Genomic DNA, 12,964 nt, shown 5'->3' with positions numbered 1-12,964 from the left:
GGCTTGCAATGGTCAGACGCTCTTCAGGTTGAAGTTGCTGGTACTGAGTTCTTTCGTGCATCGCAACACCTTATACGAGATAGGTGTTGCACTTCAGATTTGAGGCCGCTGCCCAATAAAAAAACGCACGTCCGAGAACGTGCGCTGCGACAAAGGAAGGATCGGTATGGAGGAGCGCTCCTTCGCGTCGCAAAGTACAAACGCAACCGACCGGTATTGCCTCTTCTTCCCGTCGATGCCATGCATCGCGCATGCGATCCGCTAGCGCAGCGTAGCGCATGAGGCTCGCCATATATACCTGTTGACGACGAACACACTTACCGGCAGGCACGAATAATCCGCCGAAGCACCGCTGGGCCTTTAATGCATCGATGCTTGTTCAATGAGGCGTGCAGACTTCTTTTGAAAACGCTTGACCAAATGGATTTCGCTGATAATCTAACTTGAATTAGAGTGCGTACGAAATCTAAATAACCGTGTTGTTGTCCGCATGGCGCAATCAGGTCCTGCGCCGGTCAATGAAGGCGCCATTTCATGAAAGGGCGAACGGCAACACTTTTCAAGGTGATTGAAGGTGGACACGAAAACAAGAGTGGAGGACGGCGAAACGGTTCGCCGCCCTCGGCATGCGCCAAAGGGGCTTCGCACGAGAACGTGGGTGGCAGCGGCAGTTGTGATCATTGCGGGCGGGGGCGCGTGGTTTTTCTACCCGCATGGTGGGGGCGGCAGCGTCGCCAATGCGCGGCCGGTGCCTCCTCATGAGGTGTCAGTCAGCAAGCCGCTCTTGCGAGATCTCGATACGCGACTTGGGTTTCTGGGGCAGTTCTCGGCGGTCGATCAGGTGGAACTCCGCGCGCAGGTGGGCGGCACGCTCACGGGTGTTCACTTCCGGGACGGCGACATCGTTCACAAAGGCGATCTGCTGTTCACCATTGATCCCGTGCCGTACGAAATCCGGCTTGCGCAGGCAACTGCGCAGCGCCAAACTGCCGAGGCGCGCCTGACTCTCGCGAAACAGGAGCTGGCGCGTGCACAGGACCTGGAGCGCAATGACGCCGGCACGAAGCAGAACGTCGAGCAGCGTACATCCGAACTGAATGCAGCACAGGCCGCGCTGGGCGACGCCTCGGCGCAGATCCGGGACGCCCGTTTCGATCTCGATCATTGTCGCGTCACCGCACCGTTCAGCGGGCGCATTGGCAGGCATCTCGTTTCCGTTGGCAATCTGGTCGCAGGCAGCCGCGCCGCGACGAGTCCGACGACATTGCTCGCGACGCTCGTCTCGCTGGATCCGGTCTACCTTGACTTCGATATGAGCGAAGCGGATTTCCAGTCGTTTTCGCGCTATCGCGGTGACACGAAAGGACTGCCTGCGAATCGCGTCGAACTGGCATCGGGCGATTCGTCCACGTACACCCGGCAGGGCACGCTCGATTTCGTGGACAACGTGCTGGACCGCTCGAGTGGAACAATCCACGCTCGAGCGACGGTTCCCAATGCCGATCTGCGCTTTACGCCCGGCGAGTTCTCGCGCGTGCGGCTTGCAGTAGCACATCCCACGCCGACATTGCTCGTGCCCGATGCGTCCGTCTTGCCAGACCAGTCGGAACATGTCGTGATGACGGTTGCCGATGACGGAACGGTGGCGCCGAAGCATGTCGAGATCGGCGATATACGCGGCGGGTTGCGCGTGATCCGCTCGGGCCTGTCCCGCGACGATCGCGTGATTGTCGACGGCCTGCCTTATGCAGCTCCCGGTAGCAAGGTGGCGACGCGCGCTGGTGCGATCCGCTATGAGCCTCAACAGAACTAGCGGATAGCGAAGCCATGCGTATTGCCCATTTCTTTATCGACAGGCCGCGCTTCGCGACGGTGGTCAGCGCATTTCTCACGCTGATCGGCCTGGGCGCGATGTTCGTGCTGCCTGTTGCCCAGTACCCGGAGATCGTTCCGCCCACCGTGCAGGTGACCACGTCATATCCAGGCGCGTCTGCGGAAACGATCGCACGCACCGTGGCCACACCGCTGGAACAACAGATCAACGGCGTCGAAAACATGCTCTACATGAGCAGTCAGTCGACGGGCGACGGGAGGCTGACGGTCACCGTGACGTTTCGTATCGGCACAGACCTGAATGTCGCGCAGATGCTCACGCAGAACCGCGTTCAGGATGCATTGCCCCGTCTTCCGGAAGATGTCCAGCGCCTTGGTGTTCAGGTCCGGAAGTCGACGCCTAGCATTCTTCTGGCCGTTCACCTTTACTCGCCGGACAAATCGCGCGACACGCTTTATCTCTCGAACTACGCGACGCTTCACGTGAAGGATACGTTGGCGCGGTTGCAGGGTGTCGGCGATGTGCAGTTCCAGGGCGCGCGGGAGTATGCAATGCGTGTCTGGATCGATCCGGACAAGGTTGCCGCAAACAACATGAACGCCAGCGAAGTGCTCACGGCACTGCGTGCGCAGAACCTGCAGGTCTCGGCCGGTGTCCTGAACCAGCCGCCGACGGCGGGGAACGATGCCTATCAGATCAACGTCGAGGCGCTGGGCCGGCTGTCAACTCCGCAGGAATTCTCGGATGTGGTTGTTAAGTCCGACACCCAGGGACGAGTGACGCGCGTACGCGATATCGCTCGTGTCGAAGTGGGGGCCGCAGACTATGGCTCGACAGCGTTCATGGATCGCGACAATGCGTCGACCTTGCTCATCTATGCGGAGCCGGGCGCTAACTCGCTTGCGGTTGAACAGCAGGTTCTGTCCGCCATGCGCGGGTTGAAGAACGACTTCCCGCCGGGAATGGATTACAAGATCATCTACGATCCGACCATCTTCATCGGCAAGTCTGTCGACGAGGTGATTGTCACGATCTTCGTCGCCATCCTGCTGGTTGTTGGTGTCGTCTTCCTGTTTTTGCAGAACTGGCGGGCCACGATTATCCCGGTCGTTGCAATTCCCGTCTCACTGCTCGGGTCTTTCATCGTGCTCGCGACGTTCGGGATATCGCTCAATAACCTGTCTTTATTTGGCCTCGTGCTAGCGGTCGGAATTGTCGTCGATGATGCGATCGTTGTGGTCGAGAATGTCGAGCGCAATATGCGCTCGGGGATGTCGCCAGCCGAGGCCGCGCACCGGACGATGGACGAAGTGGGCGGCGCACTCCTATCCATTGCGCTGACACTATGTGCGGTCTTTGTGCCCTCTGCCTTCCTGAGCGGTATCTCGGGCCTATTCTTTCGCCAGTTTGCGGTGACAATCGCCGCGTCAACGGTGATCTCCTGTTTTGTGTCGCTTACTCTCAGTCCGGCCCTTTGCGCGGTGCTCTTCAAGTCACACGAGCCACACGACGCGTCGCGTGCGGGACTTGGGCAGCGTCTGCTGCACGCAGGCTTTGACCGCTTCAACCGGGGTTTCGACAAGCTGTCGTTTGGGTACGGAAACGTCACACGTCGTCTCGTTCGTGGCCTGACTGTTGTTCTTGCAATCTACGTGGTACTGATAGGCGTTACCGGTTTCGAGTTCTCGCGCACGCCAACCGGCTTTATTCCGGAGCAGGATCAAGGCTATCTGATTACCGTGGTGCAGCTTCCTCCGGGAGCGTCGCTGGACCGTACCGAGAAGGTCGTCCGGGATGCAATTGACATTATCCTGTCCACGCGCGGCATTGAACACGTTGCCCCGTTCGTAGGGCTTGACGCGACAACGTTGACCGTTGCATCGAACTCGGGAACGATTTTTTCGGGGCTGCCGTCGCTCTATAACCACGAGCTTCCGGGGGTGACAGCGAACACGGTATTGGCCGATCTGCGCAAACGCCTGTCTGTCATCAAGGATGCATACGTGCTGACCATTCCGCCGCCACCTGTACAGGGGCTCGGCAATTCAGGCGGATTCAAGATGATGCTGGAAGACCGCGCGGGGCTCGGGTCGGAGGCGCTCGTGCATGCGGCGAATGCCCTTGTTGCCGCGGCGAACAGGGATCCGAGTTTTGCTGGGGTCTTCACGCTGTTCAACGCGGGGTCGCCGTCGGTTTTCGCGAACATTGACCGTGTGAAAGCAGAAAAGGTTGGGTTGACACCCACGGATGTCTTTTCCACCCTGCAGGTCTATCTGGGTTCGCAGTATGTGAACGACTTCAACTATCTGGGCAGAACTTATCAGGTCATCGTTCAGGCTGATGGACAGTTCCGGCATGCCCCGCAGGACATTACCCGACTGAAGGCGCGAAACCAGTCGGGTGAAATGGTACCGATCGGCACGGTGGCGCAAATGGAAAACCGTACGATTCCCTATCGCGTACCGCGCTACAACCTGTACCCGGCGGCTGAAGTCCAGGGCGTCGCAGCGCCGGGCGTTGCCACCGGCACGGCACTGCATCGCATGGAAGAGCTTGCCCGCGAGGTTCTGCCACAAGGCATCGGTTTTGAATGGACGGACCTGGCCTACCAGCAGCAGCAACATGGCACCCCGACGCTTCTGGTCTTCGGTGCGGCGGCTCTCTTCGTGTTTCTCGTTCTCGTCGCGCAGTATGAGAGCTGGAAACTGCCCCTTGCGATCGTCCTCATCGTACCGATGTGCATTCTGGCCTCGGTTACCGGCCTGATCGCCCGTGGCATGCCGATCGATATCCTCGCGCAGATCGGCTTTGTCGTTCTGGTCGGTCTCGCCGCGAAGAATGCAATCCTGATCGTCGAGTTCGCACGTCAGAAGGAGGACGAAGGCTGCGGCCCAATTGATGCCGCCGTGCATGCTGCACGTACGCGGCTACGTCCCATCCTGATGACATCTTTCGCTTTCATCCTGGGCGTCGCGCCGCTTGCTGTGGCGACGGGTGCTGGCGCGGAAATGAGGCAGTCGTTGGGCACGGCAGTGCTGTTCGGCATGCTCGGCGTGACCTGTTTCGGGTTGCTGTTCACTCCGGCCTTTTATGTCTTTATTCGCAGGGTCGGCCGCAAGGAGCGCACATGACTTCTTCTATTGCCGCTGAACGCAGCGTGTTTGCCGTACGCAAAAGGCCGGGAAAGATGCTCTGTGTCACGGCCGCCAGTCTCGCCTTGGCGATAGCCGTATCCGGTTGCGCGGTCGGTCCCGACTACGTGGTGCCCACTGCCCATCTGAGCGCGTTCCACAACCGCATTGCGACCAGTAGCCAGCACGCGACAACAGCCGCCGCGCAGCTGGACACATGGTGGACGGGCTTTAACGACCCGATGCTGGTCACGGTGGTCCAGCGTGCGCTCGCGCAGAACCTCGACCTTGCAGCGGCATTTGCCCGCGTCCAGCAGGCGAGAGCGGTCGCCGCAAGCGCCGGTGCTCAGCTTCTGCCAACGTTCGATTTCGACGCAAGCGTCACTGCTGAGCACCAGAGCCTGCATAGTCCGGTCGGTTCGATCGCGAAAACGTTCCCGGGCTATAGCCGCGACCAGCGCGAGTACAACGTCGGTGCCGCCGCCAGCTGGGAGATTGATCTCGCTGGCGGCTTGCGGCGCAGTGCGACAGCGGCCCGAGACGAGGCGGAAGCGGCCCAGGCTGAGCAACTCGGCACGCGCATTACCGTGGCCGCCGACGCAGCCGACGCCTACCTGCAGATCAGGGGATTTCAGGCCCGGCTCGCGGTGGCGCAAGACCAGATCGAGACCGACGCACATCTGCTTGAACTGGTCCGGGTCCGGCGTCGCGCGGGTGCCGCGGACGAGCGCGAGATTGCACAGGCGGACGCACTGCTCAAGCAGGCAAGGTCCACCGTGCCCACGCTGCGCACGGCACTGGAGGGCCAACTGAACCGGCTGGACGTGCTCATGGGCGCACAACCGGGAACGTACGCGCAGGAGCTGGCCGCCCCCTCCACCATACCCACGATTCCCAGGATCGACGATAACGTCGGTCCACTGGACGTGCTGAGACGCCGACCCGATGTTATCGCGGCGGAGCGGCGAGTGGCCGCTTCGAGTGAGCGAATTGGCGCGGCGATCTCGGACTATTACCCGAAGATCTCGCTCTCTGGTGCCTTGGGCTTTGACAGTGTCAGCACCGACCACCTCTTTACTGCGGGGGCGTTTCAGCCCATCGGTACAGGGGCGTTACGGTGGCGTCTGTTCGACTTCGGGAAGGTGGATGCAGAAGTCAAGCAGGCGAGGGGCGGTAACGCGGAGGCGCTCGCTGTATATCGCCAGGCGGTCCTGAAGGCTGCGGAGGACGTCGAGAATGCGTTCACAGCGCTTACCCAGACAGAGGCCCGGCGACAGGAATTACAAGCTGAAGTGACATCGCTGACGCGCGCCCGGGATCTGTCCGAACGCGCTTATAGGGCAGGCGCCATAACCCTCACGGACGTATTGGACGCGGACCGTCAACTCCTCGTCGCGCGTGACGACCTGGATAGCTCGCGGGCGGATACCGCGCGCGCTGCCGTGGGCGCATTCCGTGCGCTCGGTGGTGGCTGGGATGTCCGCTCCGACGCCAAGGTGACACAGAACGAGTCGCGAGCGGCAGGTCCGACGAGGTAAGACTCCCGGCTCGTTGACTTTGGCGGGATCCGCTCTCCGCTTCAATTGAGCCTGGTCTTCAGAACGTTTGTCTCAGCATCGCTGAGAACGATTTGTTGCTGTGGTCTGCCTTGTGCCGGTTCCAGGACGGCGCAAGGCAGCAAGTGAGACGATATGGACCGGTTTCAGTCAATGCAGGTCTTTGCCAAGGTGGTTGAGCTGAACAGCTTCTCGAAAGCGGCGGACGCGCTTCGGCTTCCGCGCTCGACGGTGTCAATTATCGTGGGCAAGCTTGAAGCATATCTTCGGATTCGCCTGATGCAGCGAACGACCCGGCGCCTTAGCCTCACGCCGGAAGGCGCGCAATACTATCGGGACTGCATACGGATTCTGGCCGGGATTGATGAGGCGGAAGATCTGTTTTCGAGCGCCCCAAACAGACCGCGAGGGCGCCTTCACGTGCAGATGCCGACGACGCTCGGACGACTTGTCGTTGTGCCTCGCCTGGATGATTTCCACAAACAGTTCCCCGATATTGAACTGGTGATCGAACTGGATGATGGGCAGCCTCACCCGACCCACGAGTCCGTGGAGTGTTCAATCCGTTTCGAGGAACCTGATGAAGGGAATGGTGTCAGTCGCAGGCTTGGCGACGTGCCGCGTATTACAGCATGCAGTCCCGACTATCTTCGCCGGTACGGCGAACCTCAACGGGTCGAGGATCTGCAGCAGCATCGTTCGGTGCAATGCTTCTCGAGACGTTCCAAAAAGGTCACTAACTTCATGTTCGATATCGACGGCGATTCAGTCGAAGTCGGGATGTCTGCAATGCTCGCGATCAGCGATGAAGAGGCCTGTGGGATGTGCAGTGCTCGTGACGCAGGGTTGGTGCAGGCTCCCGGGTTCGTACTCGCACAGTACATGGAGTCAGGCCAACTAGTGGAAGTGCTCTCAAAATGGCGACCACGGCCGATTCCGGTTATAGCCGTTTATCCGCACAATCGACACGTTTCGCTTAGAGCCCGCGTCTTCGTGGAGTGGCTTGCCGGGCTGTTCGAAGATTGTCCGTTGTTGTCGAGTGAGCTCAACTCGAAGGATCAGCCGTCCACTGGCAATCGCGTCAACCCCGGGGTTACCTCTGAGCGGCTTATGGCATGCGGGTAACGGAAGCGGATCTGTAAGGGCGGGACCAAAGTAGTTCCCGTCATCAACGGCGAACTGAATAGCACGCCTGCGGCCGCCTACCGATGGACGTTACGCACGATGGTCCGGCAACGGAGAAGAACACCTGCGGTGAAGCAGGAGTCATTGCAGCACTGCTTTCCTGGCTTCACGCAGAATCGCCGCTGAGAGCTGCTCGTCGTTGACCATGCGCGACATGGTCAGTGCGCCCATCATGGTCGACAGTATGACGAGTGCCTTCTTTTTTGCAGCAGCACGCGGAAGTTCGGGAAGACGATTCTCGATTAAGTCGACCAGCTTCAGCATGCCCTCCGTCGTCGCGTCGCGAACCTCGCCGCTGGCGCGAGCCAGTTCGCTCGCGAGCGCAACAAACGGGCAGCCCCCGCCTGGATCGTCCCGGTGTTCGGCAGAAAGATAGTCGCTGATTGCCGCATTCAGACCGGGCGTGCCGGCCGAGCGCGACAGGGAAGACTCCATGCTTTCGCGCACCGAGCCGGCCGCGAGTTGCAACGACTCGAGCACCACCTGTTCTTTCGATGCAAAGTGCTTGTAGAATCCGCCGTGCGTAAGACCAGCCTGCGCCATCAGATCGGCGAGTGCGGTGCCCTCAATGCCGCTTTCCCTGAAGCGGCTGGACGCAGCTTCGAGAATGCGTTGGCGGGTTTCGGCGGTCTCCTGTCTGGACTTTCTCATGGGGGCAATGATGTACCGAAGTTTTAGATGTTATACAACATCTCGATTTCGGTCGCAAGTCGGAAAGACGCTGATGGCATCGGGGACGAAGCGGCAGGGGTAGCGGAAGGGGTGATTGCAACAGATTAAAGGTTAAGTTGCTGTCTACCTTTTTCGGGCCAGCGATCGGCATGCAGAGTGGGAATCGCAGGTCCACTGTGCTGGTTTCAGGATCGCCTCGCCGCTGGCAGCGCCTTACTCAACTACCTTTGTTGTCCACGGGCCTCATCGTACTGGCCCTGTCAGGACAACTCGGTGTCGCCGCGTGGGCCAGATCGGACCTTGCGCGGGCCGCGCTATGCCAATCAACCCTTCGTGGACGCGAGGTGACGGACCTCAACCTGGTTTGGCGACATGGTGCCTGCTCACCGGTGAAGGACGGAGAGCCTTCTGGCTTGCGCTTTGCGACCGCAAAGAGGGGACGGCATGGGTAGCAAGGCGAAACCTGCATTGACGGGTGTGTACATCGTGGAGTCACCGCGGTGAGGACGGCGCAGCTGCGTTAGGCGCCAAGGTCGCCGATCGTCTGCCTACGGGCGTGGCTCGTTTTCCGTTTCCAAAGGCTGCCGCGTTTTTGGGGCCGGCTTGGCCGGGGCATTTTGTGCCCCACATCTTTCCAAGGCCACAATCGCTTTGTGAGCGAGTGTAATCGTTTCCGCGCATGCAGCGGGGTCGACGCCTATTGATTCGCATTCACCACCATCGTTTAGGCGCGCCAATGCGTTGCGCACCTTCTCAAGGGCCGCTGCCGGAGAACCGTTGTCCGAAATCAGCGCCGCTAGATTAAATGCGCTCCCGGCCGGGGTAACTACCCAGGCTGGGCATGGAGGTGTCGCTCGGGCGCCAATGGCCACCAAGATTGTTAATACACCGCCGACCGGCCAGCAGTACACCCATGACTTCGATAAATCGATCATGAACATCACCGCGTTGGTTTAAGGGGTCATTGAACTAGCCTAACAAATCACATTTACTTCGATGCTTGAGTACATAGGCAATGCCCGCCTTTCCTCGCGGTTCATATGCAAGTTTAAAACTATAAAACTAATCATAAAATGAAAGGAGCCGATTCAGTCGAAACATAGCACGTAGTGGCCGCTCACCCGGAATTAGTAGCGAACCGGCCAAACAATCGCTCGTAACACGTCCCGGTGTCTGCTTCATGGGCGCCGGCCATAAACGAAACGGGAGCTACCCGACTAACGCGCCGCGAATCGATAAAAAAGAAACTCGATTAAGCGCGCCGTATTTAGATAAGCCCTTTGCCGGTCCGGCAAGGCGCGCGGCAGGTGATCCAGCTAGCGATTGAAGCTGAGCTGTCCTCGCTGCTGGAGCGGTTCGCGAACATCAAGACTTTGCATGGCAAGCGCGCCGCGGTGCGCAACGGCCATCTGCCCGAGCGGGAGGTGTTGACGGCGGCCGGCCGTAGACCGTCTTACAGTTGTCACCGTCGCGCCAATAAGAGTGTCAACAGGCGATCAAACGGATCCCCGACGGCGGCAGAACCTTACTGGACAGCCGTTTGGAGCGCGGGCCCGCGTGGTCCGTGCATCGCGTCGTCGCGGCTGGCTCGATGGTCGAGCGCAGATGAAGTCGCAGCCCAGCTGGGGCGAAGCCTTGCAGCTCATGACCGCCGTTTTGCTGGCTTGACCACGGACGAGGCTGTCAGGCTGGGTGCTCGGCTGGACCATGATGTTGGCTGCGCTGGCAACGGTCGCAGTCCACGGCGAATACGGACATGGGGTGGCGCCACTTGTCGTGGCGACACTATCATCGATTGTTGTCGTCGGCTGGATTGCCTAGCCCAAGGGGCTCCTGCCGGTTCTGTGGCTCCGGCCTAAACCTTACGCGGCCTTCAAGAACTTAAAGCATGCTGGAAGTGCTATGACCAACCAGTTACCGGTTTCAAGTCTCAGCTGGAACAGGGCTGACTTATTGATGACCGCAAGAACGACAAACTCAGTTCCGCCCGTACACTGTAATGGTCACCCGCCGGTCTTTCTGCAGGCAGCCAATGACGGCGGGCGTTGCGCCGGGCGGGCAATGCGAGACCGGCTGCATTGGTCCGACGCCATCAGCGCGAATGCGCCCGGCGTCGATCCCATGTGCTACCAGGTAGCGCTTTACGGTTTCGGCGCGCGCCTGCGAGAGCGTCTGATTGCTTTCGTTTGAACCGATACGGTCCGTGTGGCCCACCACGTCAATGCGCGTCGTGCCGGCTTCGGCGCGGATTTTCTCAATCGTGGCGTCTAGTTGCGCGCGCCCGCCTGGCAACATGGAATCGAGGCTTGACTTCGAAAACGGAAACAGCGCCTCGCCTTCGATCGTGAACTGTTCGAGCGGTGCCGGCTTCGTCCCGTTCGCTGGGGCCGCGGCGGGCGCCGCAGCTTCGCGCACGAACTCCGCACACTGCGGGTCGCGCCAGTACGTCGCGCTCACGCGCATGTTCTTGTCGAACTGCACCTGGTACTGGCAGGACACCACCTCGTCGCCGCGACGGAAGTCGAACAGGTAGTTCCAGACGTGGTTGCCCACGAACCACTCATGAAACTGCGGCGGCCCTATCAGCTCGTAGAGCTGGTCCTTGTTGAGCCCCTCCTTCACGTTGCGCAGGTTCGCGACGTTCACGAACGTGCCGCCCGCGGGCGAAGCGGCCGCGGCATCCGGAAACTGCGGCGGCGTGCGAGGCACCGCACATCCCTCTATGGCGACGGCAGCGGCGAGGCACACCGAAAGCAGCACGGCCTGTTGAAATTTCATGGTTAGCTTGTTGTTCCGTTTGAGGTTTCGCATCGGCTTGTCTCGTGCATCTACCACTGATAGCCCGCGCCCACCACGGCGCCGTACGTGCCGCGCGTATTGGTCGACACGGCCGCCTTGTAGATCCAGTGGTTGTTCTCGGAGATCGTCGAGAGGCCAAGCGCCTGGCCCGACTGACCCCGGTACACACTGCCGGCAATAGAGACCATGCTCTTGCCGGGACCGGACGGCTGCGGCAAGCCGGCCACGGCCATCGCCGTGGCCGTGCCGCCGTCGGCGTCGCGGCGGTACGAGTCGAGGCTGTTGCGCAGACCGGCCACCTGGCTGTCCGTGTAGCTGTTCGCCTGCGAGAGCGTGTTGCTCACACTCGCGTTCAGCTGCCCAACGTTGACGGCGTCCGTGGAGGCCGTGCCCGCGGCGACGTTAATGACCTGACGCGTCGAGTCTGCTGAGCCCACGGCGACTACGTTCGAACGGCCGCCGTCATTGCTGCCTGCGCCGATGGCCGCCGACCCACTGCCCGACGAGTTCGCGCCTGTGCCCACCACCGTCGAGCCGTTGCCCGTGGCCTGCGAGCCGTTACCCACCGCCGTGCTGTTCGAGCCCGAGGCCACCGCGCCGGAACCGCCCGCCGACGAGTTCGAGCCGGTCGAGGAAGGGCCCGTGGGGTTGCTGGCACCGGGCGTGGACGTGTAGCTGCCGCCGTTGTTGGTCGTGCTCTGGCTGATCAGCGTCGTGAGCTGGCTTGCCACCGCATCGAGCTGCGAGACGTTGACGGCGTCGGTGCCCAAGCGTCCGGGCGCGAGGCCCGTGATCTGCCGATTGCCGACGTTGATTTCGCCCGCCGACGACTGCGGGCTTCCCAGCCCATATGCGATGTAGTTGCTGAGCGCGCCGATTGTGGTCTGCGACCCGGCGCCGAGCGCAATGCTGTTCGCCTCGGTCGCACTTGCGCCGGCGCCGAGCGCGAGTGCATCGGTCGCGTTGCTGGTCGCGCCCGAGCCGATCGCAACCGCGTCGACCGCGCTGCTGGTCGACGCCGAACCGATCGCGATACCACCGACGTTCGTGACGCTCGAATTCGCGCCTTGCGCGATCGCTTCGGCCGCGTTCGCGTTTGCATTCGCGCCGAGCGCGATGGCGTCCACCTGACCCGAGTTTGCTTGTTCGCCGATCGCGACGCCACCCGGCGCGAACTGCTGCACCGTCGCGCCGTTGCCGATGCCGACGCCGTTGTCGCCGTTGACGACCGTCTGCGGCCCGACGGCGATCGACTGTGCGCCGACCGCGAGCGAATCGGCCAACGTCGAATTCGCGTGGAAGTATTTCGTCGCGGTTGTCTGGAACGCCGCGAGCGAATTGCCGAGTTGCTCGACCGTCACCGCATCGTGCGCTTCGCTGCCGTCGGCGACGTTCGTCAGTTGCCGGTAGGTGCCCCCGTTCGCCGAGCTGCCGAACGAGATGGAGCCGGCCAGGCTGCCGGTATTCGTATTGAAGGGAACCCCGAGTCCGACCGGAACGGTACCGATGCCCGGCGCGACCGGCCGGTCCGCTACGGACCCCGAACCAATCGCGACCCCGCCCGCGACCGATACGCTCGATTGCGCCCCGAGCGCGATGCCATTGTCAACCTGCACATGCGCGCCGTTGCCCGCCGCGAGGCTGTTCGCGCCGGTCGCCACGGCGAGTGGGCCGACCGCGACGCTGTCGGTGCCGGTCGCCTGGCTGTCGGCGGCGGTCGAGTTCGCGTGGAAGTACTTGATGCCTGCGCCGTTATCGATGTCCGAGATCGCGGTGGTGTTCGCGTC

At 61.3% G+C, this 12,964-nt stretch carries 8 protein-coding genes and 1 pseudogene; 6 read left to right on the top strand and 3 right to left on the bottom strand.

Features of this window, described 5'->3' with window-relative positions:
* The first annotated feature begins 658 nt into the window (after nucleotides 1–658).
* The 4 genes from HV770_RS37505 (at nucleotide 659) to HV770_RS37490 (ending at nucleotide 7,646) form a co-directional block, all read left to right on the top strand.
* Nucleotides 659–1,813, top strand: a complete 1,155-nt coding sequence (locus HV770_RS37505; protein WP_425497561.1) for an efflux RND transporter periplasmic adaptor subunit — start codon at nucleotides 659–661, stop codon at nucleotides 1,811–1,813.
* Nucleotides 1,814–1,827: 14 nt separating this feature from the next.
* Entirely contained in the window at nucleotides 1,828–4,965 is a 3,138-nt protein-coding gene (locus tag HV770_RS37500) for an efflux RND transporter permease subunit (protein WP_175166445.1), read from the top strand.
* 56 nt (nucleotides 4,966–5,021) lie between these two features.
* Nucleotides 5,022–6,503: an efflux transporter outer membrane subunit gene (locus HV770_RS37495; RefSeq protein ID WP_175166447.1), complete on the top strand. Its 1,482-nt coding sequence runs from the start codon at nucleotides 5,022–5,024 to the stop codon at nucleotides 6,501–6,503.
* 153 nt (nucleotides 6,504–6,656) lie between these two features.
* A complete protein-coding gene (locus HV770_RS37490; protein ID WP_175166444.1) occupies nucleotides 6,657–7,646 on the top strand; it encodes a LysR family transcriptional regulator in 990 nt (329 codons plus the stop codon).
* A gap of 141 nt (nucleotides 7,647–7,787) precedes the next feature.
* On the opposite strand, the gene HV770_RS37485 is transcribed toward HV770_RS37490, so the two are convergent.
* Complete coding sequence (locus HV770_RS37485; RefSeq protein ID WP_175166443.1) at nucleotides 7,788–8,357, bottom strand: TetR/AcrR family transcriptional regulator; 570 nt, start codon at nucleotides 8,355–8,357, stop codon at nucleotides 7,788–7,790.
* Nucleotides 8,358–9,155: 798 nt separating this feature from the next.
* Between HV770_RS37485 and HV770_RS37480 the strand changes: the two genes are divergently transcribed.
* Nucleotides 9,156–9,335, top strand: a complete 180-nt coding sequence (locus HV770_RS37480; protein WP_175166442.1) for a hypothetical protein — start codon at nucleotides 9,156–9,158, stop codon at nucleotides 9,333–9,335.
* 329 nt (nucleotides 9,336–9,664) lie between these two features.
* Nucleotides 9,665–9,820: pseudogene (locus tag HV770_RS37475) on the top strand (IS256 family transposase); the annotation flags it as partial.
* Nucleotides 9,821–10,355: 535 nt separating this feature from the next.
* Here HV770_RS37475 and HV770_RS37470 read toward each other — a convergent pair.
* Both HV770_RS37470 and HV770_RS37465 read right to left on the bottom strand, forming a co-directional pair.
* Nucleotides 10,356–11,189 carry an OmpA family protein gene (locus tag HV770_RS37470; RefSeq protein ID WP_175166441.1) on the bottom strand — a complete coding sequence of 278 codons (834 nt, stop codon included), beginning with the start codon at nucleotides 11,187–11,189 and terminating at the stop codon, nucleotides 10,356–10,358.
* Nucleotides 11,190–11,206: 17 nt separating this feature from the next.
* Nucleotides 11,207–12,964 (bottom strand): YadA family autotransporter adhesin (locus HV770_RS37465; RefSeq protein ID WP_175166440.1); only part of this gene is annotated, 1,758 nt, incomplete at its 5' end.

Origin of the sequence: Paraburkholderia fynbosensis (genome assembly GCF_902859935.1) — a bacterium.
In the GTDB taxonomy this organism is placed as follows: Bacteria; Pseudomonadota; Gammaproteobacteria; order Burkholderiales; family Burkholderiaceae; genus Paraburkholderia; species Paraburkholderia fynbosensis.
This window is presented reverse-complemented; position numbering and strand designations above follow the sequence as displayed.